We start from the raw sequence: 26,449 nt of genomic DNA, 5'->3' as shown, positions 1-26,449 counted from the left end.
CCGGACGGGTCACGGACCGTCCGCGGCGAGCAATCGGCCGGCGGCCGCTTCGATATCGGATTCGTTCAGCAGTACGGTCGCGGCAGCCGGTCCCAGGGGTACGAAACTGTCCGCGCTGGTGACCCGGGCCAGGGCGCCGGTGAATCCGGCGTCCATCAGCTCCGCGCACACGGATTCGGAAACGCCGCCGCTGCGCCGGGTCTCGTCGGCGATCAGGACCCGGCCGGTGGCCCGAGCATGCCGGATCAGGTCCGCACGGGGGAGCGGGCGGAGCCAGCGCAGGTCGAGGACACGGACACCGAATCCACGCTGTGCCAGGCGGCGTGCCACCCGCAGGCTCATCGGAACCGAATTGGCGAAGGCGACGATCGTCAGATCGGTACCGTCACCGTACCCGCGCGCCCGGCCGATCGGCACATGAGCGGGGTCCGCGGCCGCGGCCGTCCACTGCTCGTCGCCGGGTTCGTACAGGTCACGAGTGTGGTAGAGCGCGATGGGTTCGAGGAAGACACAGACTCGGCCGTCCACGCGAGCGGCGGAGACACAGGTGCGCAGCATCGCGGCCGCATCGTCGGCCCGCGCCGGCGAGGCCACGATCACGCCGGGGATATCGCGCAGTGCGGCCACCGAATTGTCGTTGTGGAAATGTCCGCCGAAACCGCGTTGGTAGGCGTAACCGGCGATACGGACCACCAGCGGATTGCGGTAGCGGCCGGCCGAGAAGAACGAGAGGGTGGCCGCTTCGCCACGTAATTGGTCGAGCGCGTTGTGTACATAGGCCAGGTACTGGATCTCCGGAATCGGCACGAATCCCGCGAGGCCGGTGCCCGAGGCGGTACCGAGAACGCTCTGTTCGTCGAGCAACGTATCGAAAACCCGGCGCGCCCCGAATCGCTTCCACAACCCCTTGGTGACCCCGTAGACACCGCCCTTGCGGGCGACGTCCTCACCGAATACCAGGATGTCGGGATCGCGCGCGAGTAATTCGGCCAGCGTGCGGTTGATCGCCTGCGCCAGCGTTTCCGATACCGGTTCGGCGGCGGCCGCGGGGGTGCTGTGATCGCCCGCCGCACCTTGTCCGGCGGGAGACAGGCCGGGCGATATCGGCCCCCGCGTGTTCCGGCGCAGTACGTCCGCGCGCACCCGGTCCGGGTGAGCGGGGGCCAGCGGTGCGATCACGGCGTCGGCCGTGGTGAGTTTCGGCTCCCGGCAGACCTCTTCCGCGGTCGCGATCACCTGCGCGGCCAGCCGGTCGTAGCGGTCGAGTAGCTCTCGCGGAGTGCGGATACCGGCGTGGACGAGGAAGCGCGCGGTCGCGGTGACCGGATCACGGGCCAGATCGGCCTCGATGGCGGCCGGTTCGCGGTAGGCGGTTTCCACATCGGAACCCGCGTGGCCGAACAAGCGCACCGTTCGTAGGTGCAGGAAAGCCGGTCCGCGACGGGTCCGCACCCAGTCGACCGCCGCTGTCGCAGTGGTGACCGCGGCGCGGAGATCTCCTCCGTCGGTCGCGAACCAGCGCAGGCCCGGCCGGTGCCCGTAGGCGTGTTCGATCCAATCGGGTGGAGTGGGCACACTGATCCCGATCCCGTTGTCCTCACAGACGAACAGCACCGGAACGGGAACGCCCAGATGCGCGGTGTGGACAGCGGTATTGATCGCGCCCGCCGCGGTCGAATGATTGGCCGAGGCATCCCCGAAACCGCAGAGCACCACCGCATCCGATGGCCACGGGCACGACACCCCGAGCCGGTCGGCGCGGTCGAGGGCGAACGCCAGACCCACCGCGCGGGGCAGCTGTGAGGCGATGGTGGAGGTCTGCGGGACGATATTCGCCGCCGCGCTGCCGAACACCTTGTGCCGGCCCCCGGAAATCGGGTCGGCCGCCGCGGCCACCACGCCCAGCAGCAGATCGCGCACCGGGTCCGCGATCCCGGCCCGCCGGGCGCGATCGATGAAGAACGCACCCGAACGGTAGTGCGGCAGGACCGGATCGGTGATCCGGGTCGCCGCGGACAGTGCGACATTCCCTTCGTGCCCGGACGACCCGATGCTGTAGAAGCCCCGCCCGCTCGCGCCGAGCCGGCGGGCAGCGAGATCGGTCTGTCTGCTCAGCACCTGCGCTTCGAACAGTTCCAGGAGATCCGGTCCGGTGAACCCCGGCGGCAGAACCGGTTCCGATGATGTCGGCGTGGGGGCCGGCAGCGCCGCGATCTCCGCGCGGAACCGCTGGTCGGGGTCCTGGACGCTCATGGGGTCCTCACCGCCACCAGCCTATGCGTGGCCCGGCGATCCGGCGGCGTATCGCGTCGTGTCGCGCACGCGCGGTCAGTCGAACCGGATCGTATCGAGCATGCGCTGTGCCGCGGTTTCCGGATCGGTGGAGGAGGCGAGCGGGGAATCCGCCAGTGCGCCTTCGCGCCACAGCGAGGCGAACCCGTGCACGAGTGACCAGGCAGCGAGCTGGACGGCTGCCTGTTGATCGGCATCGGCGGCCGCGGGTTGTCCGTGGACCACGCTCGCGCGCAATGCCGCGCCGGAACGCGCACGCGCGGCGACGAGACCGGCATCGTCGGTGCGCAGGAGCCGCCGGCGGAACATCACATCGAAATGGCCCGGATACCGCAGCGCGAACCGGATATAGGCGACCGCGGCCGCGCGCGCGTCGGAGGTGGCTTCCAGTTCGACGGCCAGGAGCTCGAATCCCTCGGCCGCCAGCGCGGTCAGCAGCCCCGCGCGGTCACCGAAATGATGGGCCGGGGCGGCATGGGAAACCCCGGCCCGCCGGGCCAGCGCGCGCAGGGAGATCGCATCGATACCGTCGGCCGCTATCTGGTCGGCGGCGGCCGCGAGCATCGCGGACCGCAGATCGCCGTGGTGGTATCCGGTTTTCGCCATACGCCGATCCTCACGCATAATCTTGCCATTGACAAGTTTTGCGGTCTGCTCGTATCTTTGCAGTGTCTAGATTCGCTCGTGAGGAGTTCCGATGGCACCGCTCATCACTCTTGTCGTAGTCACCGCGTTCGCCCGGCTCCTCGGCTGGGGATTCGGCGCGGAATGGCTCGACTCCTGGCCGCACGCCACAGCGCTGGGTCTCGCGGTCATGTTCGCGCTCACCGCGAGCGCGCATTTCCTGCAGCCCCGGCGCGACGGGCTGATCGCCATGGTCCCGCCGCAATTGCCCGGCGCACCCACGTTGGTGACGTTCACCGGTGTCCTCGAACTGGCCGGTGCGCTCGGATTGCTCGTCCCGGTCACCGCGCGGTTCGCGGCCGTCGCGCTACTGGTTCTGCTGATCGTCATGTTCCCGGCCAATATCCGGGCCGCGCGGGCGGATCTGGGTATCAGGACGATGCCACTGCCGCTGCGGACTCTGGTCCAAGTGCTCTTCGCCGGAGCCTGCGCCGTCGTCGCCTTCGGGTGATCCGGTGCGCCGCGTGTGGTCGCGAGGGCCGGTCGTGCGAACGCGACCGGCCTTGCGTCGCGTGAAATGCGGCAGCGCAACAGCACTCACCGGCTCGGTTCGGGTGCCGTGGTCCGGCGGTTCGCGATCCGGGCTGTGTGCCGGGTGGATCAGGGTCGTGGTGGCGTGGCACCGGCGAAGACTCCGGCCCGCGCGGCGGTCAGGGCGACCGCCGCGGCCGTATCGGCGGTGCGGTTGTCCACCTTTTCGCTGGTGATCAGTACGCGCAGGTAGAAGGGCGCCACAAGGGCTTTGATCAGCTCCGCGGCATCGGTATCGGTGGGCAGTTCGCCGCGAGCGACGGCGCGGTCGACCAGCGGGAGCGCACGGCGGATGCGGTCACGAAAGACGTGGCGAACCGGATCCGAGGGGGTGGGTGCTCCGGTGGGGCCGGTCGGTAGCACCGCGAGAACTGCCCGGCCGCCCGGGCTGGTGATCCATTCGACCAGGCTTCTCGCCAGGGTTCGCAGATCGTCGTCGATCGAACCCGTATCGGGAATGGGTATTTCCGTGGCGACGCTCGCGGTCAGTGCTTCGGCGATCAGGGTGTCACGGTCGGGCCAGCGACGATAGACGGTGGTCTTGTGCACGCCGGTTCGGCGCGCCACATTGTCGATGGTGAACGCCGCGTATCCGTGCTCGCCCAGTTCGGCGATGGTGGTCGCCAGTACGGCTGCGCGAACCTTCGGTCCGCGGCCCAGTGGTGCGGCATTCATTGCAACTCCTTGTTGCGATAACTACGAGAGGCGGGCATGCTGACATTAACGCAACTCCATGTTGCGATATCGAAAGGCGGTTCCGATGGGGTCGACACCCGTACGCGCGGCAGCGCTCCTCTTTCCCGGACTGCTGGCCGGGGCTTTCGGATACGGGGCGGTGAACGTGGTGTACGCGTTCCGCGCGGTACCCCTCGACGTCCGCTTCACCTTCCATACCGCGTTGATGCGGGTCAACGGCCCCGTTGTGCAGTCGCTGATGGGTTTGGCCGTGCTGAGCACACTGGTACTGGCGGTGCGATCGCGGTCGGGGTCGCGCTGGATCGCCGGCAGCGCGTCGGTGCTGGTGATCACGTCTTTCCTGGTGACCAGATTCGGGAACGTACCGATCAATCAGCACATCAAAGCGTGGGCCGTGGGAACGCCACCGGCGGATTACGCCGCGATCCTGCACCGCTGGGAGATGTTCCATTTCCTCCGCACCGGTTGCGCACTGGCCGCGTTCGTCCTGGTGATCGGCGTCGTCCTCGCCACCACCTACGGCGAGGGCGGCGCCGGCTCCGCGGACCCGACGCCCGAGCGGAAATCAGCGTAGGCCGGCGGCGGCGTCCTCATCCAGCAGAAAGGTGGTGGACTCCGATCCGTGCGCACCCGCCGCCGGAACCTCCAGCGGGTCCGCGCCTTTCACCGCCGCCGCCACCGGTTCGGCCTTACCGGAACCGGAGACCACCAGCACCACATGCCGGGAACGGCGGATGGCAGGATAGGTCAGGGTGACCCGCACCGGCGGCGGTTTAGGGGAATCGGTGACCGCGACAGCGTATTCGCGCTCTTCACCGATCGTGTCCGCATGACCGGGGAACAGCGAATTGATATGCCCGTCGGGGCCCATTCCGAGCAGATGCAGATCGAAGGCGCCGTGGGCGGCGAGATGAGCGCGTACGGCGGTGGCGTATTCGGCGGCGGCCTCCACGGGATCGGGATATTCACCGTCGGAGGTGGCCACCGTGTGGATCCGCGCCGGATCCACGGGAACGTGGTCCAGCAGGGCGCGGTGGGCCTGGAGTTCGTTGCGCTCCGGATCACCGGCGGGAACGAAACGCTCATCGCCCCAGAACACCTCGAGTTTCGACCAGTCGAGATCGCCCGGGTTGTCGCGGACCTTCTCCAGCAGCGTGATACCGGTCCCGCCGCCGGTCACCACGACCGAGGCCGAACCGCGTTCGGCCTGCGCGGCGACCAGGACCTCGACGAACCGCCGGGCGGCGGCGGTGGTCAATGCATCGCCGTCGGCATGGACTTCGACGGTGGTTTCGGAGCTAGTGGTCATAGGTCACCCCTTCGATTCCGGCCAGGGCCTCGGCGTAGATCTCGTCCGCGTCCAGCCGGCGCAGTTCCTCGGCCAGGCAGTCGCGGGTTTCGCGGCGCGGCAGCGCTATCCGCTGCACCGGGTCACCGGTGCGGGTGAGAGTCGCGGTGACGCCGGTCTGCGGGCGGGCGATGGCGACCGAAACCGACTTCCGGCGCAACTCGACCCGCAGATCCCCGGTCCGGCGATGCACCGGACAACTCAACCGGCGGGCCAGCCAGCCCGCGAGAATATCCAGGGCCGGTTCGTCGCGCAGGCCGGAGACGGTCACCGACTCCACGGGTTCGAACGGCGGCTCGTCCAGCGCGGCGGCGAGCAGCGCCCGCCAGTAGGTGATGCGGCTCCACGCCAGATCGGAATCCCCGGCCGCGTAGGAACCGTGGCGTTTCTTGATGGTCGCCTGCGGATCCGGGGCGAAGGTGGCGTCGGTGATCCGCCGGGTCGCCAGCCGGCCCACCGAATCCTTCGACGGAAATTCCGGGGCGCCGCGCGGCCACCACGCCACCACGGGGGTGTCGGGTAGCAGGAACGGGATCACCACGCTGTTCTCGTGATTCACCAGCTGGCCCTGCAACCGCAGCACGATCACTTCGGCGGCACCCGCGTCCCCGCCGACGCGGATCTGCGCGTCCAGCCGGGTCGCCGCTTCCCGGTCGCCGCGCGCCAGCACCACCACCCGGCAGGGATGTTCGCGGCTGGCGTCGTTGGCGGCGTCGATCGCTTCCTCGGCCTCGGAACTGTCCAGGGTGCACACCACCAGGGTGAGTACCCGCCCCATGGTGATCACACCGTTGCTCTCACGCAACTGCACCAGCCGTTTGGTGACCGCACCGGTCGTGGTGTCGGGGATATCGATGATCACGGCCGCCGCCATTCCCGGCCGGTACGGGCCAGCATCGCGTCGGCGGTGTCCGGACCCCAGGTGCCGGCCTCGTACTGTTCGGGTTTCCCGTTCGTGGCCCAATGGGCGAGGACCGGATCCAGGATGCGCCAGGACAATTCGACCTCCGCATTGACCGGGAAGAGCGAGGGCTCACCGAGCAGTACGTCCAGGATCAGCCGCTCGTAGGCCTCCGGGGACGATTCGGTGAACGCCTCGCCGTAACTGAAGTCCATGTTCACATCGCGCACTTCCATCGACGATCCGGGCACCTTCGACCCGAAACGCATGGTGATGCCCTCGTCCGGCTGGACCCGGATGACCAGTGCGTTCTCGCCGAGATCCTCGGTCATGGTCTGATCGAAGGGCAGATGCGGGGCGCGTTTGAACACCACCGCGATCTCGGTGACCCGCCGGCCCAGCCGTTTACCGGTGCGCAGGTAGAACGGCACTCCGGCCCAGCGCCGGGTATCGACCTCCAGGGTTATCGCGGCATAGGTCTCGGTGCGCGACTGCGGATCGAAACCCTCCTCGTCCAGCAGGCCCACCACCTCCTGGCCGCCCTGCCAGCCGGCCGCGTACTGACCGCGGGCGGTGGTCTCGTCGAGCGGTTCCACGAGCTTGGTGGCGGAGAGGACCTTGATCTTCTCGTTCTGCAACTGTCGGGGTTCGAAGCTGATCGGCTCCTCCATGGCGGTGAGCGCCAGCAGTTGCAGCAGGTGATTCTGGATGACGTCGCGGGCGGCGCCGATACCGTCGTAGTATCCGGCCCGGCCACCCAGGCCGATATCCTCGGCCATGGTGATCTGGACGTGGTCCACGTAATTGGCGTTCCAGATCGGATCGAACAACTGGTTGGCGAAGCGCAGCGCCAGAATGTTCTGCACCGTCTCCTTACCGAGATAGTGATCGATCCGGAACACCGTCTCCTCGGGGAACACTCGGTTCACCAGCGCGTTCAACTGCCGCGCGCTGTCGAGATCGTGCCCGAACGGCTTCTCGATCACGACCCGCCGCCACGGCGCGCGCCCCAGTGCGGCCGCGGAACTGGTGAGCTGGTGCCGGTGCAACTGGTCCAGCACCACCGGGAAGGTGTTCGGCGGAATCGACAGATAGAAGGCGTGATTACCGCCGGTACCCCGCTCGTCGTCGAGCTGGGACAGCGTTTCGGCGAGCCGGCCGAACGCGTCCCCGTCCTCGAAGGTGCCCTGGACGAAGCGGAATCCCTCCGCCAGATGATCCCAGACCTCCTGGCGGAACGGGGTCCGCGCGTGTTCGCGGACGGCATCGTGCACGATCGCGCCGAAATCTCCGTCCGTCATCTCCCGCCGGGCGAAACCGACCAGCGCGAAACCCGGGGGCAGCAGCCCCCGGTTCGCCAGATCGTAGATGGCCGGCATGAGCTTGCGCCGGGACAGATCACCGGTGACCCCGAAGATCACCATGCTGCACGGGCCCGCTATGCGCGGCATCCGTTTGTCCCGGCTGTCCCGCAGCGGATTACGCCACGGGGTGCCGGATGCCGTCTCTGTGCTCTCCGGAGCGCCGGCCATCTGAGTCAGTTACCTCCTGCGGCAGACTGGAGTTCGGCCGTGGTGGCCTCCAGCAGTTCCTCCCAGGACTTCTCGAACTTCTCCACGCCCTCGCGCTCGAGGACCGCGAACACATCGTCGAGATCGATACCGGCCGCGCGCAGCTGATCGAAGACTTCGTTCGCTTCCGCGGCGGTGCCGGAGACGGTGTCCCCGCGGACCTCGCCGTGATCGGCGACGGCCTCGAGCGTCTTCTCCGGCAGTGTGTTCACCGTATTCGCCGCGACCAGTTCGGTCACGTAGAGCGTGTCCGAGTAGTCGGGGTTCTTGACGCCGGTCGAGGCCCAGAGCGGCCGCTGCCGGTTGCCACCGGCCGAGGCCAGGTGATCGTAGGTGGAGACGTGGCCGCCACCCGGCGCGAAAACGTCCTCGTACTCGGCATAGGCGAGGCGGGCATTGGCTACCCCGGCCTTACCGCGCAGCGCCAGCGCTTCCGGCGTACCGATGGCCTCGAGGCGTTTATCGATCTCGGTATCCACCCGGGATACGAAGAACGACGCCACCGAATGGATCTTGGCCAGATCGTGGCCGGCGACCCGCGCCTTGCGCAGCCCGTCCAGATAGGCGCCCATGACCGAGCGGTACCGCCGCACCGAGAAGATCAGCGTGACATTCACGCTGATGCCCTCCTCGATCACCGCGGTGATCGCGGGCAGACCCGCCTCGGTGGCCGGGATCTTGATGAACAGATTCGGCCGGTCGACGATCTTCCACAGTTCGACCGCCTGGGCGACCGTCTTGTCGGCGTCGAAGGCCAGCCGCGGATCGACCTCGATGGAGACCCGTCCGTCGACTCCGCCGGTCCGTTCGAACACCGGGGCCAGCACATCGCAGGCCGCGCGGACGTCGTCGGTGGTGATGGTGCGGATCGCGGCGTCGACATCGGCGCCGCGAGCGGCCAGCTCGCGGACCTGTTCGTCGTAGGCATGACCCTTGCTGAGGGCGCCCTGGAAGATGGTCGGGTTGGTGGTGACTCCGACGATCCCGCGGGTGGCGATCAGTTCGGCGAGGTTGCCGGAGTTGATCCGGTCGCGGGACAGATCGTCCAGCCACACCGATACCCCGGCCGCCGCCAGGGCGGCGATGTTCTCGTTCTGTGCCATGGGCCCTTATCCCTTCACATTGTCGAGCGTGCGCTGCGCGGCGGCCACGACAGCCTCCGGCGTGAAGCCGAACTCGCGGAACAAGGTCTTGTGATCGGCCGAGGCGCCGAAATGCTCGATCGAGACGATCTCGCCCGCGTCACCGGTGAACCGGTACCACGGCATCGCGATACCCGCCTCGACGGCGACCCGCGCGGCGACCGCCGGGGGCAGCACCTCGTCCCGATATGCCTTGTCCTGCGCGTCGAACCACTCCACGCACGGCATCGAGACCACCCGGGTACCGATGCCCTGCTCCTCCAGCGTAGTGCGCGCGGCCACGGCGAGCTGGAGCTCGGAACCCGTGGCGATGATGATCACCTGCGGGATCCCGGTGGAGGCCTCGGCCAGGATGTAACCGCCCTTGGCGACGCCCTCGAGGCTGGTGCCCTCCTGTACCGGCAGGTCCTGACGGGTGAGCGCCAGGGCGGCCGGGCCACCGGTTCCCACGGCGTCGCTCGAGACGAACGGCGAATTGTGCTTACCGCTGTGCTTCTCGATCACGGTGCGCCAGGCGTACGCGGTCTCGTTGGCATCGCCGGGGCGGACGACCGACAGACCCGGGATCGCGCGCAGCGCGGCCAGATGTTCGATCGGCTGATGGGTCGGGCCGTCCTCGCCGAGACCGATCGAATCGTGGGTCCAGACATAGGTGACCGGTACCCGCATCAGCGCGGCCAGCCGCACGGCCGGGCGCATGTAATCGCTGAACACCAGGAAGGTGCCGCCGTAGGGGCGGGTGGGACCGTGCAGCGCGATGCCGTTGAGGATCGAACCCATCGCGTGCTCACGGACACCGAAATGCAGGGTGCGGCCGTAGGGGCTCGCCTTCCACATCCCGGTCGAGATGGATTCGGGGCCGAAGCTCAGCGAATCCGGGATGGTGGTGTTGTTCGATTCGGCGAGGTCGGCCGAACCGCCCCACAGCTCCGGCAGGACCGGGCCCAGGGCGCCGAGCACCTTGGCCGACGCCTTCCGGGTGGCCAGGCCCTTGGCGTCGGGCTCCCAGGTGGGCAGGCCGTCGGCCCAGCCCTCGGGGAGCTGACCGTTGAACAACCGGTCGAACAGTTTCTTGGCCTCGGGCGCGCGCTGGGCCCAGGAGTCGAATTCGAGGGTCCAGTCCGCGTGCGCCCGCGCACCGCGCTCGGCGGCCCTGCGGGTGTGCGCGATGACCTCGTCGGCCACCTGGAAACTCTGCTCGGGATCGAACCCGAGGGCACGCTTGGTGCCCGCGACCTCGTCGGCGCCGAGCGCGGCGCCGTGCGAGGCCCCGGTGTTCATCTTGGTGGGAGCCGGGTAGCCGATGATCGTGCGCAGCAGGATCAGCGACGGCTTACCGGTCTCGGCCCTGGCCGCGGCCAGCGCCGCCTCGATCGCGACGACGTCCTCGCCGCCCTCGACCACCTCGACATGCCAGCCGTAGGCCGCATAGCGGGCCGCCACATCCTCGGTGAACGCGATGGTGGTGTCGTCCTCGATGGAGATCTTGTTGTCGTCGTAGATCACCACCAGGTTGCCCAGCTGCTGGGTACCCGCGAGGGAGGAGGCCTCGGAGGTGACGCCCTCCTCCATATCGCCGTCGGAGGCGATCACGTAGATGTGGTGATCGAACGGGCTGGCACCGGTCTCGGCTTCGGGGTCGAACAGACCGCGCTCGCGGCGGGCGGCCATCGCCATCCCCACCGCCGAGGCCAGACCCTGGCCCAGCGGGCCGGTGGTGATCTCCACACCCTTGGTGTGCCGGTACTCCGGGTGGCCCGGGGTCAGCGAACCCCATTTGCGCAGGTTGCGCAGATCATCGAGTTCCAGTCCGAAACCCGCCAGGTACAGCTGGATGTAGAGGGTCAGGCTGGAGTGGCCGCAGGAGAGCACGAACCGGTCGCGACCGACCCATTCGGGATCGGCCGGGTCGTGGCGCATGGTGCGCTGGAACAGCGTGTAGGCCAGCGGCGCGAGGCTCATCGCGGTGCCCGGGTGGCCGTTGCCCGCGGTCTGCACCGCGTCGGCGGCGAGGACCCGGACGGTGTCGACAGCTTTGGTGTCCAGATCCGTCCAGTCGTCCGGAAGGTTCGGCTGGGTGAGGGCGCGGATGTCGTCTGTCACTGACACGACCGTGTTTCTCCTGACATTTCGAGGCGTCGAAATTGGGGGCGGGCAGGGCGGCGAACCGGTACGGCGCGGTGACTGTGGCGCCGCATACACCCCATACCCTAATTGCGCCCGAACGCCCCTGATGCACGCCCCCCGGCTAGTCCCGCGAGCCGGTCACCGCCGGGATGGCCCGCCCGGCCGGCCGCGCGGGCGACACCCCCGCGAGCCGGTGCCCGGGTGAGCGCGCAGGGGCGAGCGGCAGTGTGTGCCGGGTGTGGGTCTACCATCGTGCGTAGTAGTAGCCGCGTCGCAGCCGCGCGCTGCTCCTTCCCAAACCGGATGCGAAGCACAGCGTGCGAGGAGAGATAGTGCGGATCGGTCATGACACGGGGGTCGGCGGCGCCCACGATTCCGCCCCGGCATCCGCGGACCGCGTCCTCGGCAGCGCGAAACTCGCCCACATCGCCCGCCGCCCGCTCGCCTATATCGCGCTCACCAAACCCCGTGTCATCGAGCTGCTGCTGGTGGCCACCATCCCCACCATGCTGCTGGCCGATCGCGGGCAGATCGATATCGGGCTGATCCTGGCCACCCTCTTCGGCGGCTGGATGGGCGCGGCCAGCGCCAACACCCTCAACTGTGTGGCCGACGCCGATATCGACAAGGTGATGAAGCGGACCGCCAAACGGCCCCTGGCCCGGGACGCGGTACCGACCTCGCACGCCTTCGTCTTCGGCGTCGTCCTGGGTATCGGCTCGTTCGCCTGGCTGTGGTGGCAGGCCAATCTCCTCAGCGGCGTACTGGTCGTCGCGACCATCCTGTTCTACGTTTTCGTCTACACACTCGGTCTGAAGCGGCGTACCCCGCAGAACGTGGTCTGGGGTGGCGCCGCCGGTTGTATGCCCGCGCTGGTCGGCTGGTCGGCGGTCACCGGGAACATCGGCTGGCCCGCCCTGGCGCTGTTCGGCGTGATCTTCTTCTGGACGCCGCCGCACACCTGGGCGCTGGCCATGCGCTACAAGGAGGACTACCGCGCGGCCGGCGTACCGATGCTGCCGGTGGTGGCCACCGAACAGGCCGTCACCAAGCAGATCGTCATCTACACCTGGCTGACCGTACTGACCACCCTGGCACTCGTTCCCGCCACCGGCGTGGTCTACGCCGCGGTCGCGCTGGTCGCGGGCGCCTGGTTCCTGTTGATGGCCCACCAGCTCTACGCCGGTGTGCGCCGCGGGGAATCGGTGAAACCATTGCGCCTGTTCCTGCAATCCAACAACTATCTCGCGGTGGTGTTCTGCGGTCTGGCCGTCGATTCGGTGCTCGGCTGGACCACACTCGGCGACGTCTTCTTCGGCTGAACCGGCGCCCCGTTCGGCACTGTCCGCTGTCAGTCGATCTGCCCGATATAGCCGTCCGGACGGATCAGGATCCGGGTCCCCGCACCGGCATGGTAGGCAGCGCGGGCGTGGCCCTCGACGTCGATCACCGCGGGGCCGGCGACCGAGATGCCCGGCTCGACCACTGCGTAACTCCGGGTGCCGGGCAGCGCGGGCAACTCGCCTGTCACGCCGAAACAGAGCAGGGTCGCGTGCGGCCCGCGAAAGAGATCGAACAGTCGCAGCGGCTGTCCGCCGGTACCCTTCAGCGGTGCGTCGGGCGCGCGGTCGCCCGCGGTGACGGGCCGGGTATCGGCCGGGTCGCGGTAGCTGATATCGAGCTGCCGGGTCTCCTCGCCGCGTTCCATCGCGTCGTCCGCCCCGTCGACGAGCTTGCCGAGCAGTGCGGAACTGATACCGAGTACCCGGGCCGCGACCGCGCGACGTTCCGGTTCGTAGGTCGACAACGGCTCCTCGTCGCCGGTCAGCGCGGCCGCGAGTTTCCAGCCCAGGTTGTAGGCATCCTGGATGCCGGTGTTCATACCCTGCCCGCCGGTAGGCGGGTGTACATGCGCGGCATCGCCCGCGAGCAGCACGCGGCCGGCCCGGAATCGCTCGGCGAGCCGGATATTGGGTCGCCACACGGTGACCCAGATCAGGTCGGTCAAAGTGATGTCGGTGCGCACCGACCAGCGATCCATGGCGGCCTGCAGTATCTCCAGGGTGGGTTCGGTGCCCTCGGCGAAGGGCGCGACGAACTGGAAATGACGTCCGCCCGGTAGCGGTGAGAGCGCGATACCCCGGGTCGGCTCCGCGGCCGCGGCGAACCAGTAGCCGTAGTCGTGGTCGAGGGCGTCGGCGCGGACATCGCCGAGCAGCATGCGCAATGATTCGTCGGTGGTTCCCTCGAACGCGATCCCCGCCTGCTTGCGGACGGTGCTGCCGCCGCCGTCGGCGCCGATCAGGTAGGCGACCCGCACGGTTTCCGTGCCCCGGTCGCTCGATATGCGCGCCGTGACGCTCGTATCGTCCTGAGTGAACGACAGGAGCGTCGTGCCGAGTTCTACCTGCACCCCGAACTCCGCCAGCCGGTCCCGCAGGATCGCCTCGGTCTGTGCCTGCCCGAGAAACCAGCCGTTGGGGTAGGGGACCGCCGGGGTGGGGTCGACGGGCTCGGCCATCCGGTGCTCGCCGACCGGCTGCCCGTCGAAAAAGGCCCGCATGACCGGCGCCGGGGCGCCCGACTTCTGCACAGCCTCGAGCACCCCCAGATCGTCGAACACTTCGAGCGACCGGGGCTGGATACCGTCGCCGCGCGATCCGGGGCAGAACTCGACGGCCCTGTCGATGATGCGGACGGCGATGTTCCGGCGGGCCAGGTCCAGGGCGAGGGTGAGTCCGGTGGGACCGGCACCGGTGATGAGGACGGAAGGCGACATGAGGACCCCTGATCGACGAATTGGATGAATATAGATTCAGTGAATCTATATTCAGTATTGGGGTTGGTAGGTTGCCGTGTCAAGGAGGTGACGTCGGTGGGATCGAGCCGTCGAGAACGGGCGGAAGAAACCGAGCAGGCGCTGAAGGCCGCGGCCCGGCGGGTCTTCGCGGAACGCGGATATCTGAACACCAAGATCGCCGACATCACGGCGGCGGCGGGCCGGTCGGCGGGGTCGTTCTACAACCATTTCGCGAGCAAAGAGGAACTGCTCAGAGCGCTGCTCGCCGATCTGGGGGCGGCCGGGGACGAACAGGCCGGGCAGGCCGGGCACAACCCGGATTTCAGTGATCCCGACGCTGTCCGATTCCATATAGCCGGCTTCTGGCACTTTGCCCGCGAGCACGCTGCGGTCATGCGGGCGATGGGACAGGCTGCGCTGGTCAACGAGGAATTCGCCCGGGAGATGGCGCAATTCGGCGCGGACCAGCGCCAGGACATCGCCGACCACCTGGACGGTTTGACGGCGAAGGGTATGACGCTGCCGGGCACGGTCGACACCAGCTTGGCGATGATGTTCTATCTCGTCCAGGCAATCTCGGCCGGGGTGGAGGACGGCGCGGTACAGATCTCGGACGACGAAGCGGTGGCAAGCCTGACCCGTTTCGTCTATCGCGGCTTGACCGGGCGCGACTACTGAGCCCGCGCCCGGCCCAGCGGGTCAGGGCAGCAGGACGATCGAACCGGTGGTCTTGCGGCTCTCCAGATCGCGGTGTGCCTGCTCGGCTTCGGCGAGCGGATAGGTGGCGCCGACCCGGACGGTGAGCGAACCGTCGGCGACGGCCTCGAAGATATCGCCCGCCCGCCAGTCCAGCTCGGCGCGATCGCGGGTGTAGTGGGCGATATTGGGCCGGGTCACGAAAACCGAACCCGCCGCGTTGAGTCGTTGCAGATCCACCGGCGGCACGGGTCCGCTGGCCGCACCGAACAGCGCGAGCGTGCCGCGGACCCGCAGCGAAGCGAGGCTGGCGTCGAAGGTGGCGGCGCCCACTCCGTCGTAGACCGCCGCGACGCCCTCGCCGCCGGTCAGTTCGCGGACCCGGTCGGCGAGATCATCGCCGTAGCGCAGTACCTCCGCGGCGCCGGCGCCGCGTGACAGCTCTTCCTTCTCGTCGGAGGACACCGTGGTGATCACCCGGATATCGCGCGCGACCGCGAGTTGGGTGAGCAGCAGTCCGACACCGCCCGCACCCGCGTGGACCAGAATCGTCTCGCCCGGTTCGGGACGGTAGACCGATTCGATCAGGTAGTGCGCGGTCATCCCCTGCAGTAGCGCCGAGGCGGCCACCGCCGGATCGATATCGCCGGGAACCGCCACCGCGACCGCTTCGTCGATCACCGCGCGGGGGGCGTAGCTGTTCGGCCCGGCTGCCCAGGCCACCCGGTCGCCGACGGCGAATCCGGTGACCCCGGAACCGATTTCGGCCACCACTCCGGTACCCTCGGAACCCGGAATATAGGGCACCGGGCGCGGATAGGTGCCGGTGCGGAAATAGGTGTCGATGAAATTCACGCCGACGGCATCGATATCGACCAGTAGCTGATTCGGTCCGGGTTCCGGGTCGGGAACCTCGGCGAGGGTCAGCACTTCCGGACCGCCGTGCCGGTCTACCTGGATAGCGCGCATGGGTCCAGTTCTACACGGGCCCACCTGTCCGGTATTCAGGGGTCCACCACTGTGCTCGCTACCGCTGCTCGGCGGGGTGACCAGGTGCTTCGGGCCGCGCCCGGATCGGGTTCCTACTCGCCGGTAAACTCCTCGGCATGAGTGCAGATACCGCCACCGTCACCGTCGACGCTCCGAAGGAGATCGTCGAATCGGTGCGCAAGTTCGTCGCCGCGCACGGAGGCTCGGCCGAAGCCGTACTGCAGCCGGTCGGCCGCCGGGGTGTCCGGATCACGCTGGTCGGCTCCGACGGGGTCCTCGGGGACCGGATGGTCGCCGATACGGCCGCCGCGCAGGCTGTGGTCGACGCGGTGGACGGGCTGACCGCCGCCGCCGGCTGGGAGCGGGAACTGGTCTCGCGCACCACTCCGCGTACCGGGCACTGGGCGAAGATGGCCGGCTGGGTCGCCGGTCAGACGCGGTTTCCGAAGGCGCGCAACGAGAAGTGACACCTGTGGGTGCTCACAGGTGGGCCGCCCGGGCATCAGGTAGCTCGAACAGTTTCCCGAGCAAAAACTACTGACGAGTAACCGGTTCGCGCTACCGTTAGTGCCTCGAGCGTCAGCCCCGGGGTAGAAGGAGCCGATATGACGGTCAGCAGTCCGACCCGTTCCAGACTCACGGTGTCCGGCCGTCCGATCTCGAACCACCTACGGGATGTGTCGACCCTGTCGCGTCAGATGGTCGGTCATTTCGTCGAACACGTCGCGCCGTGCGGCACGCTGCCGGGAGACGCGCTCCAGGGCGATGTCACCGCGGTGACCCGCCTGTGCCTGGAGCTCACCCTGAGCCGGCTCGACGGCCGGGAGCTGCCGGAGAAGATCGAACAGGTCCGGGAGGCCGCCGCCGAATGGGCGCGCGAGGGTATTCCGATCGACACCATCAACCACGCCATCCACGAGGGCTTCAAACTCGGTTTCGACCGCATCATGTCCACTGCGGGACCGGCGGATTCGGCGACACTGGTCGCCACCGCGCGGCGGATGCTGGAGATCCTGGACACCATCACCTCGGAAGTGGCGCTGGCGTATGTGGGTGAATACCGGGGCGTGGTCTCCGAACATCACACCGCGGTCCATACGCTGACCTCGGCGCTGCTCGGCGGGCACAGCACCGCCACCATGGCCCGCGAATGCGGGATCGAGATCGCGGGGTCCTATCAGGTGCTGGCCCTGGCCCTGCCGCCGCATCCGGACGAATCCGCGCAGCAGGTCGACGGACGGATCGTCGCGCGGCGCAAATTGCGCCGGCTGCAGGCCGAACTGGCCCGCAGCTGCGGCGAGAAGGCACTCTCGCTGCTGAGTATCGACGGCGGCACGGTGTTGCTACCGGCCGAGGCATTCCCGGACGAGGCACTGGACGAACTGATCGCGCGCCTGGCGCAGGCCGCGCAGGTGCCGGTTATCGGCACCGTGGTCACCGCGGCCACGGCCGAGATCCCCGACGCCACCGACCGCGCCCACGAACTCCTCGACACCGTGCAGCGCATCACCGACGGCGGTGGACTGCACCGGTTCACCGATCTGGCCCTGGAATTCCAGATCACCCGGCCGGGCCCGGCGCGCGAACATCTCAGCGCCATCCTCGACCCGCTGGACGAACATCCCGAACTGCTGGAAACGCTGCGGCAGCACATCGCGAACAATTTCAACCGGCAGCGCACGGCCCGGCTCATGCATATGCACACCAATACGCTGGACTACCGACTCAAAAGGGTCCGGATGCTGACCGGATTCGACCCGGCTGTCCCCACCGGGCTGTGGTACCTGACCTCGGCGCTGGTCGCCCGCAGTTATCGGAACGGGCCGGGTGCCACGACCTGAGACCATCCGATCTCCCCGGACGATGGCGGATGTTCGCGCGGGCCTGTCGGGAACCGCCGGTACCGGGGTTCCGCCGATAGGCCTCGGGCGAGGTCCTGTCCCATCTCCACCGTCGAGTGACACGAGCGCCGGATACGCGTGCCCGCCGCGCCGGTGGAACCTTCTCACCGTGGATCGTCGCAGGGTGGCCCGGTGGCTGTCCGCCGGTAGCCGCGGCCGGCTTCCGGTACCCGGGATCCCCTGTGGTCCGGTCTTCCGGGCGCCCGGGTCAAGCAGGCTGGGCGTCCGCTGTCACGACGTGTTCGGGTAGCGGTTCACGTGTTCGCAGCGCGGCCCACAGCGCGGCGGTCGCGGCGGTGCACAGGGCCGCGCCACCCACATGGATCGCGACCAGCGCCGCCGGAACATCGGTGAAGTACTGGACGATACCGACCGCCGACTGCGCGAGAACCAGTCCGATCAGCACGAACAGACGGTCGCGCACCGGTTTCGTGATACCCGTCGCGAAGAGGCCGAACGCGAGGCCGACGAGCAGGGCCAGATAGCCGATCAGCAACTGCGAGTGCAGATGCACCAGGGTGACGATCTCCACCTCGAGCCGGGCGACCGGGCGTTCGATGCTCTTGTCACCGGCATGAGGACCGGCGCCGGTGACCAGCGTGCCGGCCACGAGCACCCCGGCCAGCGCCACCGCGCTGAGCGCGGTGAGCAGGCGCAGCGGCTCCGGGGCGCGAACCGTTTCGACGCCGTCGTCGGGGGCGGCGATCTTCGCGTACATCACAGCGGCCACCCACACCATGAGCATCGAGGCGAGCAGATGCAGCGCCACCGTCCACCACAGCAGGCCGGACAGTACCGTGATCCCGCCGATGACGGACTGCAATACAGTGCCCGCGGGCATGAGCCAGGCGTAGACGAGTACTTCGCGCCGCCGCCGGGCGCGGGTGACCGCCAGAACGATGAGCGCGGCGCACAGCGTGACCGCGAAGGTCAGCATGCGGTTGCCGAACTCCACCACCTGATGGACCACGGCCACCTCGGAGACCCCGACCGGGGTGAAACTGCCCGGGAAGCATTGCGGCCAGGTGGGGCAGCCCAGACCGGACGCGGTGACCCGGACGATCGCGCCGGTCACGGCGATACCGGCCTGGGAGGCGATCACGGCGAGCGCGATCAGGAGCTGGGTGCGCCGTGACGGCAGTGGCAGCCGGTCGACGAGTCGCAGGAATGCGCGATACAGCACGTCACGATGGTAGCGGGCGGCCGGGACCGGTCCGCAGCCGGACTACTACAACTTGTCGTGGGTGGGTTATTCGAACCGGAACCAGCGCACCGCCAGCAGGCCGGCGACCGTACCCCACACGATCAGTGCCCCGATCCCCAGCCAGTCGACACCGCCGGCCAGCGCGTGTTCCAGCGCGACCGCCAGCGCGCCCGAGGGCACCAGCCGCACCAGTGTGTGCACGGCCGCAGGGAGTTCGTCGGAGGCGAAGACCACACTGGCGATACCGAGCATGACGAACCAGAGGATATTCGCCAGGGCCAGTACCACTTCGGCCTTGAGCGTGCCGCCCAGCAGCAGCCCCATCGCCGCGAACGTGGCGGTGCCCAGCGCGATCAGGACCGCGCCCAGCAGCAGCCCCAGCGGTGTCGGCCGCCAGCCCAGTGCCACCCCGATCAACCCCAGCAGTACCGCCTGCAGCACCACCACGAGCAGGACGGCGCCGCTCTTGCCCGCGACGATGCCCCAGCGCGGCAGCGGCGTGGCGCCGAGTCGTTTGAGCGCGCCGTAGCGCCGATCGAAACCGATCGCGATGGCCTGCCCGGTGAACGCGGTCGACATCACCGCCACCATCATCACCGCCGGCACGATCTTGTCGATCTTGTCCGGCCCCATATCGCCGAACGGGAGCAACGCCAGCCCGATCAGCAGGGTGATCGGAATGAACATGGTGAGCAGCAACTGCTCCCCGTTGCGCAGCAGCAGTACCAGATCCAGCCGCGTCTGAGCCGCGAGCATGGCCGGACGCGGCGCGGGCCGCGGCCCCGGCGCGAAGGTCCCCGCTTCGAACCGATTGGCCGTCAGATCAGGCTTGGTCACGATGCCTCCCTCGGAGCCGTGAGATGCGGTCCGCGGCGGCCGTAGCGAAGGCGGAGGTATCGCATCGCTCGTCCTCCTTCGAGGCCGCGGGATGCGGTCCGCGGCGGCCGTAGCGAAGGCGGAGGTGTCGCAGTATCGCAGTAACGCATCATGCGCGCAGATCCCGTCCGGTCAATTCCAGGAAGACGTCCTCCAGCCGACGCTGATCGATCCGGATATCGGTGGCCAGTACGTTCACCCGGGCGCACCAGGCCGTCACCGTCGCCAGTACCTGCGGATTGATCTCGCCTTCCACCAGATACGAGCCGGGGCTGGTCTCCTGCGGGGCGAAACCCTCCGGTAAGGCCATCCGCAACAGTTCGAGGTCGAGTTTGGGCGGTGCCGCGAAACGTAGCTGACCGGCCGCGCCGTGCGCGGTGACCTCCGCCGGAGTACCCGAGGCGACGACCCGCCCGTGATCGACGATCACCAGATGGTCGGCCAGCTCCTCGGCCTCGTCCATGAGATGGGTGGTCAGCAGCACGCTCACACCGTCGCGCCGCAGCGCATCGATCAACTCCCACACCATGATCCGCGCCTGTGCGTCCATACCGGCGGTCGGTTCGTCGAGGAAGACGATCTCCGGGCGGCCCACCAGCGCGCAGGCCAGCGACAGCCGTTGCTGCTGGCCACCCGAGAGCCGGCGGTAGGGGGTCCGGCGATGGTCGGCCAGGCCCAGGACGCCGAGCAGCCACGCGGGGTCCAGCGGGTTCGCCGAATACGCGGCGACCAGATCCAGCATTTCGCCGGCCCGCGCGCCGGGGTAGGCGCCGCCACCCTGCAGCATTACGCCGATCCGGGGCCGCAACTGTTCGGAATCGGCGACGGGATCGAGGCCGAGTACCCGTATCTGCCCCGAGTCCGGGCGGACGAAACCCTCGCACATCTCCACCGTGGTGGTCTTACCGGCGCCGTTCGGCCCGAGGAGGGCGAAGACCTGGGCGGGTTCGATGGTGAAACCGATACCGTCCACCGCGATCGTCTCGCCGTAGCGTTTGGCGATGTGGTCCACCTGTACGGCGGGTACGCGGGAAGCGGTCACGAGGTCCCACCGTAGGCCCCGGCCGGCTGTGACGGGGCCGACACCCCCTGCTGTGCTCGCCAGGGCAAAGCGTTCCGGGTGACCACGATGAACAGCAGCGACACGATCACCGTTGCCACGGCCGACCCCACGATCTGGAACACCTCGAGGTCGGCGCCGCGTGGCATCAGGATCACACTGACCACCGCGGAGATACCGATCGCCGGAGCCCGGAAGGCCGGGCGGGTGGCCCACGCGGCCATCGGCACGATGGCCCACAGCAGATACCAGGGCTGGACCACCGGGAACAGCAGGACGATCGCGCCCAGCGAAACCCCCAGCGCACCGACCGGATGTAGGCGCCCGGTCCAGGTGGCGACGAGCATTCGCACGGTGATGAATCCCGCCACCACGGCAGCGATGGGCCGGGTGATGCTCAGTAGCGCGGTGGTGTGATCACCCAGGCCGAGTAGTACGCCGCCGAATCCGGTGACGATTCCCAGCGCCGTGGGCAGTGACATCCAGCTGCGTACCGCATTGGCCGTATTCAGCGTGTAGAGCCAGCCGAAACCGAGACCGCTCATGGTGCTGATCACCACCGTCACCGCTACCGCGATCAGCCCGAGCAGTCCGGCGGCGGCCAGGATCGGGCGCAGACCCGGGCCCCAGCGGCGGGCGAGCGCCATCCCCGCGAAGCCCAGCGCGATGATCGAGGTGACCTTGACCGACGAGGACAGGCTGATCACGACCGCCCCGCCGGCCAGCAGTGCCCAGCCGCGGCCGTCCAGCGGCGGTGGCCCACCGTTGCCGGGCAGTCCGTGGATCGCGCGCAGCATGAACTCCAGGCCGGCCAGCATCAGACCGAGCATGAGCGCGTCGTTGTGCACACCGCCGACGAGGTGGAACAGCACCAGCGGATTCGCGACCCCCAGCCACAACGCGCTCACCGGGGCCACTCCGCAGCGTACGGACAGGCGCGGAAGGGCCCAGACGATGAGCGCCACTCCCGCCAGTGCCAGCAATCGGTGTACCCACACCCCGGCCAGGATGTTCTCGCCGGTGATCTCGGCGATCCCGTGCCCTATCCACAGGAAGAGCGGCCCATAGGGTGCGGGCGTCTCGCGCCAGATGTTGGGAACGTTGTTGGTGAGCACATTGTCGATGCCGAGCCCGGCGACCGGTCCTTCCAGATAGGGGTCGATACCGCGGGCGGCGATCTCGCTCTGCGCGAGATACGAGTAGACGTCGTTGCTGAACATCGGCGGTGCCACGCACAGCGGGATGATCCAGAGCAGCAGTGTGCGATCGAACTGGCGGCGGGTCAGCCGGTGTAGCGGCGAACCGCCGAGTCCGCCGACGGCGAACCGCCCGAGCAGCAACCACGCCAGTACGACGGTCACGGTGCCGACCATGCACATGGCCAGTGATCCGGTGTGCGCCCGCGCGAAGATACCGAGGACGCGCATTCCCGAGGTCGGGTTCTGGTGTACCGGTTGGGCGCCGATGCCGAGCGCGCTGATCGCCATGAGCACGGTGCCGGTGGCGCCCATCAGCCGGATCCGGTCCAGCTGGGCCCGCTCCCGGCGATCGAGCCCCGGGACCTCTGATTCGTCGCTGTGCAGAATCGCGATGGTGTGGTCCGAGGGCGGGACATCCAGTCCGAGGGCGCGTCGCACCGATTTCAGTGCGCGCTGCCCGCGCGACGCCGCTGCGCCTGCCTGTCCTGCCACGGTCATCGAGACTAGTTCGCCGGAGGCGCCGACGGTCCCCGGGCCGCGGCATCACGCACGGGAAGTGGCGGAAGGGGTGTGCGTTCGGTGGTTCGCGCCGGGCTGGATCCGAGTCCGGACACCTTCCAGCTACCGTGGGAGCCGGCGGATCATCCGCGGCGGGGATTCGCGAACGACACCCGGGTTCGGGAACCGCGGTTACCGCGGCCTTTCCGATGGCCGGTGGGCGCGTGCGCCGGTGCATCCGGATAGCAAATTCTCCGGTGTCGAACAGAGCGGACCGGTGAACTCCCGGCGTAGTGAAGCACATCACTCCACCGGTCCGGTGCGGACAGCGCGAGCGGGTCTTTCTCGCCCGAGCAGGAGATTTCGCGATTTTCGCCGGATGATGTGCCATCGGGTGACCCGCCTGGTCAGGGCACCCTTATTAGATTTCGGGAACGAATTCCGCCACACTGATGTTGTGAAAACTATGGGTTTGCCGGATGCGGACGAAAGGGCTGGTCACCGGGCCGGTACCGGGTCCGTCGGCGTGCCCGCGACCGGCGGGGAGGGGCATACCCGGGCCGCTATCGTCCGGCTGCTGCTGGAGGAAGGGCCGATCACCGCGACCGCGATAGGCAGTGCGCTGGGCCTGGCTCCCGCCGGGGTGCGCCGGCATCTGGACGCGCTCATCGAATCGGGTCAGGCCCGGGCCGGGCGTTCGGCGCCCTGGCAGCAGAAGGGGCGCGGCCGCCCGGCCAAGCAGTACCAGCTCACCGCCGCCGGGCGCGGCATGCTCGGCCACGCGTACGACGATCTGGCAGGTGCGGCCATCCGGCAGTTGCGCGAGATCGGTGGCGAGGAAGCGGTCACCGAGTTCGCCCGCAAGCGCGCGCGCACGCTGGTCGACGGGATCGACCCGCTGCCGGCGCACAGTCCGGAACCCGCCGCGAGCACCTCCGGAACCCCGAGCGCTGCCGTGCAGTCCGGCACGGTGGAGAAGGCCGAGGAGATCGCCACCGCGCTCTCGGATGCGGGCTTCGCCGCCAGTACCCGCCGGGTGGGCGCAGGCGTGCAGATCTGCCAGCACCACTGCCCGGTTTCCCATGTCGCCGAGGAGTTCCCGGAACTGTGCGAGGCCGAACTCGACGCGTTCCGGGAGGTACTCGGAACGCATGTCCAGCGCCTGGCCACCATCGCCAACGGTGACTGTGCCTGCACCACCCACGTACCGCTGACGGTGCTGCCGACAGCAGCGGCCGACCGACCGAACAACGCTTCACCCTCAACCGTTGCACAGCCCGCAGCGGACGCACCGAACGACTCCGGAAGGAGCGCCGAATGACGACCACCACCGATCAGGTGCCACCGCTCACCCAGGAGGAGGCGATCGCCTCACTGGGTAAGTACGGCTACGGATGGGCCGACTCGGATGCGGCCGGAGCCAGTGCGCAGCGTGGTCTGTCCGAGGAGGTCGTCCGCGATATCTCGGCCAAGAAGGACGAGCAGCCCTGGATGCTGGAGAACCGGCTCAAGGCATTGCGCATCTTCGATCGCAAGCCCATGCCGGGCTGGGGATCCAACCTCGACGGTATCGACTTCGACAACATCAAGTACTTCGTGCGCTCGACCGAGAAACAGGCCGAGAGCTGGGAAGACCTGCCCGAGGACATCCGCAACACCTACGACAAGCTGGGCATCCCGGAGGCCGAGAAGCAGCGGCTGGTCTCGGGTGTCGCCGCCCAGTACGAGAGCGAAGTCGTCTACCACCAGATCCGCGAGGATCTGGAACAGCAGGGCGTCATCTTCCTCGATACCGATACCGCGCTGAAGGAGCACCCGGAGCTCTTCCGTGAGTACTTCGGCACGGTCATCCCGGCCGGGGACAACAAGTTCTCCGCGCTGAACACCGCGGTGTGGTCGGGCGGCTCTTTCATCTATGTGCCGCCGGGCGTGCACGTGGACATCCCGCTGCAGGCCTACTTCCGGATCAACACCGAGAACATGGGCCAGTTCGAACGCACCCTGATCATCGTCGACGAGGGTGCCTACGTGCACTACGTCGAGGGCTGCACCGCGCCGATCTACAAATCCGATTCGCTGCATTCGGCGGTCGTCGAGATCATCGTGAAGAAGGGCGGCCGCTGCCGCTACACGACCATCCAGAACTGGTCGAACAACGTCTACAACCTGGTCACCAAGCGGGCCAAGGCCGAGGCCGGCGCCACCATGGAGTGGATCGACGGCAATATCGGTTCCAAGGTCACCATGAAGTACCCGGCCGTGTGGATGACCGGTGAGCACGCCAAGGGTGAGGTCCTCTCGGTCGCCTTCGCCGGCGAGGGACAGCACCAGGACACCGGCGCCAAGATGGTGCACCTGGCCCCGCACACCTCCTCGACCATCGTGTCGAAATCGGTGGCGCGCGGCGGCGGTCGTGCCTCCTACCGCGGCCTGGTCCAGGTCAACAAGGGCGCGCACGGATCCAAGTCGACGGTGAAATGCGATGCGCTGCTGGTCGATACGGTCAGCCGCTCCGATACCTACCCCTACGTCGATATCCGCGAGGACGACGTGACCATGGGTCACGAGGCCACGGTCTCGAAGGTGTCGGAAGATCAGCTGTTCTACCTCATGAGCCGCGGGATGACCGAGGACGAGGCGATGGCGATGGTGGTGCGCGGCTTCGTCGAGCCCATCGCCAAGGAACTCCCGATGGAGTACGCGCTGGAACTCAACCGCCTGATCGAACTGCAGATGGAAGGAGCCGTCGGCTGATGGCGGTCGAGAACATTGCCGAGGCCGCGGAGGCTCGTACGCCGGCGATCAACAAGGGGGAGGTGTTCACCTCCTTCGATGTGAACGCCTTCGAGATCCCCTCCGGCAAGGACGAGGCGTGGCGGTTCACCCCGCTGCGCCGGCTGCGCGGTCTGCACAACGGCACCGCGACCGCCGACGGGCAGGCCGGGGTCGAGGTCGGGCAGGTCGCCGGGGTCACCGTGGAAACGGTGGGCCGCGACGATTCCCGGCTCGGGCAGGGCGGCACGCCGTCGGACCGGGTCGCCGCGCAAGCGTACTCCGGTTTCGAGCAGGCGACGATCCTCTCGGTCGGCAAGGAGACCGAGGTCGCCGAACCCGTCGTCGTGCGGATCACCGGACCGGGCGAGGGGAAGACCGCCTACGGTCATCTCCAGGTGCGGCTGGCCGAATTCGCCGTCGCCACCGTGGTGATCGACCAGCGCGGCAGCGGAACCTACGCCGAGAACATCGAATTCGTGCTCGGCGACAGCGCCAAGCTGACAGTGGTGGCCGTCCAGGACTGGGCCGACGACGTTGTGCACGCCACCGCGCACCACGCCCTGGTGGGGCGTGACGCGGTCCTGCGGCATACCGCGGTCACGCTGGGCGGCGATCTGGTCCGGCTCACCGGCAATGTCCGTTACGCGGGCCCGGGCGGTGATGCCGAACTGCTCGGTCTCTACTTCGCCGATGCCGGCCAGCATTTCGAACAGCGCCTGCTGGTCGATCACGCGGTACCGCACTGCAAATCGAACGTGCTGTACAAGGGCGCGCTCCAGGGCGATCCCGATTCGCACAAGGGCGACGCCCGCACGGTCTGGGTCGGCGATGTGCTGATCCGGGCCGCCGCCGAGGGCACGGATACGTTCGAGATCAACCGCAACCTGGTCCTCACCGACGGCGCCCGCGCCGATTCGGTACCGAACCTGGAGATCGAGACCGGTGAGATCGTCGGCGCCGGTCACGCGTCGGCGACCGGCCGGTTCGACGACGAGCAGCTGTTCTATCTGCGTGCCCGCGGCATTCCGGAAGACGCCGCCCGCCGCCTGGTGGTGCGTGGTTTCTTCCACGAGATCATCCAGAAGATCGGCGTCGGTGAGGTAGCCGAGCGGCTCGAGGCAGCCATCGAGGCCGAACTCGCCGCGATCGGCGCCTGAC

23 protein-coding genes are annotated in these 26,449 nt (G+C 68.3%); 9 read left to right on the top strand and 14 right to left on the bottom strand.

Annotated features, from left to right (window positions below; genetic code table 11):
• Positions 1–9 precede the first annotated feature (9 nt).
• Both ACWEWT_RS08840 and ACWEWT_RS08835 read right to left on the bottom strand, forming a co-directional pair.
• A complete protein-coding gene (locus tag ACWEWT_RS08840) occupies positions 10–2,253 on the bottom strand; it encodes a thiamine pyrophosphate-dependent enzyme (RefSeq protein WP_452557748.1) in 2,244 nt (747 codons plus the stop codon).
• Between the two features lie 75 nt (positions 2,254–2,328).
• Positions 2,329–2,898 (bottom strand): WHG domain-containing protein, encoded by a 570-nt coding sequence (locus ACWEWT_RS08835; protein ID WP_452557747.1) that lies wholly within the window; start codon positions 2,896–2,898, stop codon positions 2,329–2,331.
• Positions 2,899–2,989: 91 nt separating this feature from the next.
• Between ACWEWT_RS08835 and ACWEWT_RS08830 the strand changes: the two genes are divergently transcribed.
• The gene (locus ACWEWT_RS08830; protein WP_452557746.1) at positions 2,990–3,427 is read left to right on the top strand and encodes a DoxX family protein; all 438 of its coding nucleotides are present in this window, start codon (positions 2,990–2,992) and stop codon (positions 3,425–3,427) included.
• 149 nt (positions 3,428–3,576) lie between these two features.
• Here the strand turns inward: ACWEWT_RS08830 and ACWEWT_RS08825 are convergent, their stop codons facing one another.
• Positions 3,577–4,182, bottom strand: a complete 606-nt coding sequence (locus ACWEWT_RS08825) for a TetR/AcrR family transcriptional regulator (protein ID WP_452557745.1) — start codon at positions 4,180–4,182, stop codon at positions 3,577–3,579.
• An 85-nt stretch (positions 4,183–4,267) separates the two neighbouring features.
• Between ACWEWT_RS08825 and ACWEWT_RS08820 the strand changes: the two genes are divergently transcribed.
• Positions 4,268–4,777 carry an anthrone oxygenase family protein gene (locus ACWEWT_RS08820; RefSeq protein ID WP_452557744.1) on the top strand — a complete coding sequence of 170 codons (510 nt, stop codon included), beginning with the start codon at positions 4,268–4,270 and terminating at the stop codon, positions 4,775–4,777.
• Here the strand turns inward: ACWEWT_RS08820 and pgl are convergent.
• Genes pgl through tkt form a run of 5 tightly spaced genes read right to left on the bottom strand, consistent with a single transcriptional unit; the run spans position 4,769 to position 11,274 of the window.
• Positions 4,769–5,512 carry a 6-phosphogluconolactonase gene (gene pgl, locus ACWEWT_RS08815; RefSeq protein WP_452557743.1) on the bottom strand — a complete coding sequence of 248 codons (744 nt, stop codon included), beginning with the start codon at positions 5,510–5,512 and terminating at the stop codon, positions 4,769–4,771. The genes ACWEWT_RS08820 and pgl overlap by 9 nt on opposite strands.
• Complete coding sequence (opcA, locus tag ACWEWT_RS08810) at positions 5,502–6,413, bottom strand: glucose-6-phosphate dehydrogenase assembly protein OpcA (protein WP_452558077.1); 912 nt, start codon at positions 6,411–6,413, stop codon at positions 5,502–5,504. Before opcA ends, pgl begins: the two co-directional genes overlap by 11 nt.
• On the bottom strand, positions 6,410–7,984 hold the full coding sequence (gene zwf, locus ACWEWT_RS08805) for a glucose-6-phosphate dehydrogenase (protein ID WP_452557742.1): 1,575 nt from the start codon (positions 7,982–7,984) through the stop codon (positions 6,410–6,412). Before zwf ends, opcA begins: the two co-directional genes overlap by 4 nt.
• A 5-nt stretch (positions 7,985–7,989) precedes the next feature.
• Positions 7,990–9,126 carry a transaldolase gene (tal, locus tag ACWEWT_RS08800; RefSeq protein WP_452557741.1) on the bottom strand — a complete coding sequence of 379 codons (1,137 nt, stop codon included), beginning with the start codon at positions 9,124–9,126 and terminating at the stop codon, positions 7,990–7,992.
• A gap of 6 nt (positions 9,127–9,132) precedes the next feature.
• Positions 9,133–11,274 (bottom strand): transketolase, encoded by a 2,142-nt coding sequence (gene tkt / locus ACWEWT_RS08795; protein WP_452557740.1) that lies wholly within the window; start codon positions 11,272–11,274, stop codon positions 9,133–9,135.
• A gap of 443 nt (positions 11,275–11,717) precedes the next feature.
• On the opposite strand from tkt, the gene ACWEWT_RS08790 reads away from it, so the two are divergent.
• Entirely contained in the window at positions 11,718–12,614 is an 897-nt protein-coding gene (locus ACWEWT_RS08790; RefSeq protein ID WP_452558076.1) for a heme o synthase, read from the top strand.
• A 29-nt stretch (positions 12,615–12,643) separates the two neighbouring features.
• Here ACWEWT_RS08790 and ACWEWT_RS08785 read toward each other — a convergent pair whose 3' ends face one another.
• On the bottom strand, positions 12,644–14,071 hold the full coding sequence (locus tag ACWEWT_RS08785) for an FAD-dependent monooxygenase (RefSeq protein ID WP_452557739.1): 1,428 nt from the start codon (positions 14,069–14,071) through the stop codon (positions 12,644–12,646).
• A gap of 96 nt (positions 14,072–14,167) precedes the next feature.
• Here ACWEWT_RS08785 and ACWEWT_RS08780 point away from each other — a divergent pair, with 96 nt between their 5' ends.
• Complete coding sequence (locus ACWEWT_RS08780; RefSeq protein ID WP_452557738.1) at positions 14,168–14,770, top strand: TetR/AcrR family transcriptional regulator; 603 nt, start codon at positions 14,168–14,170, stop codon at positions 14,768–14,770.
• Between the two features lie 21 nt (positions 14,771–14,791).
• Here ACWEWT_RS08780 and ACWEWT_RS08775 read toward each other — a convergent pair whose 3' ends face one another.
• Positions 14,792–15,757 carry a quinone oxidoreductase family protein gene (locus ACWEWT_RS08775; protein WP_452557737.1) on the bottom strand — a complete coding sequence of 322 codons (966 nt, stop codon included), beginning with the start codon at positions 15,755–15,757 and terminating at the stop codon, positions 14,792–14,794.
• Positions 15,758–15,894: 137 nt separating this feature from the next.
• Between ACWEWT_RS08775 and ACWEWT_RS08770 the strand changes: the two genes are divergently transcribed.
• Positions 15,895–16,245, top strand: coding sequence for a hypothetical protein (locus ACWEWT_RS08770; protein WP_452557736.1), 351 nt, complete (start codon positions 15,895–15,897; stop codon positions 16,243–16,245).
• Between the two features lie 138 nt (positions 16,246–16,383).
• A complete protein-coding gene (locus ACWEWT_RS08765) occupies positions 16,384–17,619 on the top strand; it encodes a PucR family transcriptional regulator (protein ID WP_452557735.1) in 1,236 nt (411 codons plus the stop codon).
• Between the two features lie 268 nt (positions 17,620–17,887).
• On the opposite strand, the gene ACWEWT_RS08760 is transcribed toward ACWEWT_RS08765, so the two are convergent.
• The 4 genes from ACWEWT_RS08760 to mptB form a co-directional block, all read right to left on the bottom strand.
• A complete protein-coding gene (locus ACWEWT_RS08760; RefSeq protein WP_452557734.1) occupies positions 17,888–18,862 on the bottom strand; it encodes a COX15/CtaA family protein in 975 nt (324 codons plus the stop codon).
• A 66-nt stretch (positions 18,863–18,928) separates the two neighbouring features.
• A complete protein-coding gene (locus ACWEWT_RS08755) occupies positions 18,929–19,723 on the bottom strand; it encodes an ABC transporter permease (protein ID WP_452558075.1) in 795 nt (264 codons plus the stop codon).
• A 145-nt stretch (positions 19,724–19,868) separates the two neighbouring features.
• Positions 19,869–20,801, bottom strand: a complete 933-nt coding sequence (locus ACWEWT_RS08750; RefSeq protein ID WP_452557733.1) for an ABC transporter ATP-binding protein — start codon at positions 20,799–20,801, stop codon at positions 19,869–19,871.
• Positions 20,798–22,510 carry a polyprenol phosphomannose-dependent alpha 1,6 mannosyltransferase MptB gene (mptB, locus tag ACWEWT_RS08745; RefSeq protein WP_452557732.1) on the bottom strand — a complete coding sequence of 571 codons (1,713 nt, stop codon included), beginning with the start codon at positions 22,508–22,510 and terminating at the stop codon, positions 20,798–20,800. Before mptB ends, ACWEWT_RS08750 begins: the two co-directional genes overlap by 4 nt.
• Positions 22,511–22,898: 388 nt before the next feature.
• On the opposite strand from mptB, the gene ACWEWT_RS08740 reads away from it, so the two are divergent.
• From ACWEWT_RS08740 to sufD, 3 genes are read left to right on the top strand one after another with little or no spacing between them, the layout of a single operon-like run.
• A complete protein-coding gene (locus ACWEWT_RS08740) occupies positions 22,899–23,837 on the top strand; it encodes a helix-turn-helix transcriptional regulator (protein WP_452558074.1) in 939 nt (312 codons plus the stop codon).
• On the top strand, positions 23,834–25,270 hold the full coding sequence (sufB, locus tag ACWEWT_RS08735) for a Fe-S cluster assembly protein SufB (protein ID WP_452557731.1): 1,437 nt from the start codon (positions 23,834–23,836) through the stop codon (positions 25,268–25,270). Before ACWEWT_RS08740 ends, sufB begins: the two co-directional genes overlap by 4 nt.
• Positions 25,270–26,448 carry a Fe-S cluster assembly protein SufD gene (sufD, locus tag ACWEWT_RS08730; protein ID WP_452557730.1) on the top strand — a complete coding sequence of 393 codons (1,179 nt, stop codon included), beginning with the start codon at positions 25,270–25,272 and terminating at the stop codon, positions 26,446–26,448. The genes sufB and sufD overlap by 1 nt, the downstream gene beginning before the upstream one ends.
• Position 26,449: the final 1 nt, after the last annotated feature.

Source organism: Nocardia sp. NPDC003963 (genome assembly GCF_053605105.1).
This window is presented reverse-complemented; position numbering and strand designations above follow the sequence as displayed.

Bases quoted from the DNA above. Each gene is read 5' to 3' on its own strand.
- ACWEWT_RS08740 (WP_452558074.1), top strand. From the start codon at position 22,899: ATGTGCCATCGGGTGACCCGCCTGGTCAGGGCACCCTTATTAGATTTC.
- ACWEWT_RS08840 (WP_452557748.1), bottom strand. From the start codon at position 2,253: ATGAGCGTCCAGGACCCCGACCAGCGGTTCCGCGCGGAGATCGCGGCG.
- ACWEWT_RS08770 (WP_452557736.1), top strand. From the start codon at position 15,895: ATGAGTGCAGATACCGCCACCGTCACCGTCGACGCTCCGAAGGAGATC.
- pgl (WP_452557743.1), bottom strand. From the start codon at position 5,512: ATGACCACTAGCTCCGAAACCACCGTCGAAGTCCATGCCGACGGCGAT.
- ACWEWT_RS08775 (WP_452557737.1), bottom strand. From the start codon at position 15,757: ATGCGCGCTATCCAGGTAGACCGGCACGGCGGTCCGGAAGTGCTGACC.
- tal (WP_452557741.1), bottom strand. From the start codon at position 9,126: ATGGCACAGAACGAGAACATCGCCGCCCTGGCGGCGGCCGGGGTATCG.
- sufB (WP_452557731.1), top strand. From the start codon at position 23,834: ATGACGACCACCACCGATCAGGTGCCACCGCTCACCCAGGAGGAGGCG.
- ACWEWT_RS08785 (WP_452557739.1), bottom strand. From the start codon at position 14,071: ATGTCGCCTTCCGTCCTCATCACCGGTGCCGGTCCCACCGGACTCACC.
- ACWEWT_RS08765 (WP_452557735.1), top strand. From the start codon at position 16,384: ATGACGGTCAGCAGTCCGACCCGTTCCAGACTCACGGTGTCCGGCCGT.
- ACWEWT_RS08835 (WP_452557747.1), bottom strand. From the start codon at position 2,898: ATGGCGAAAACCGGATACCACCACGGCGATCTGCGGTCCGCGATGCTC.
- ACWEWT_RS08825 (WP_452557745.1), bottom strand. From the start codon at position 4,182: ATGAATGCCGCACCACTGGGCCGCGGACCGAAGGTTCGCGCAGCCGTA.
- sufD (WP_452557730.1), top strand. From the start codon at position 25,270: ATGGCGGTCGAGAACATTGCCGAGGCCGCGGAGGCTCGTACGCCGGCG.
- ACWEWT_RS08820 (WP_452557744.1), top strand. From the start codon at position 4,268: ATGGGGTCGACACCCGTACGCGCGGCAGCGCTCCTCTTTCCCGGACTG.
- zwf (WP_452557742.1), bottom strand. From the start codon at position 7,984: ATGGCCGGCGCTCCGGAGAGCACAGAGACGGCATCCGGCACCCCGTGG.
- ACWEWT_RS08830 (WP_452557746.1), top strand. From the start codon at position 2,990: ATGGCACCGCTCATCACTCTTGTCGTAGTCACCGCGTTCGCCCGGCTC.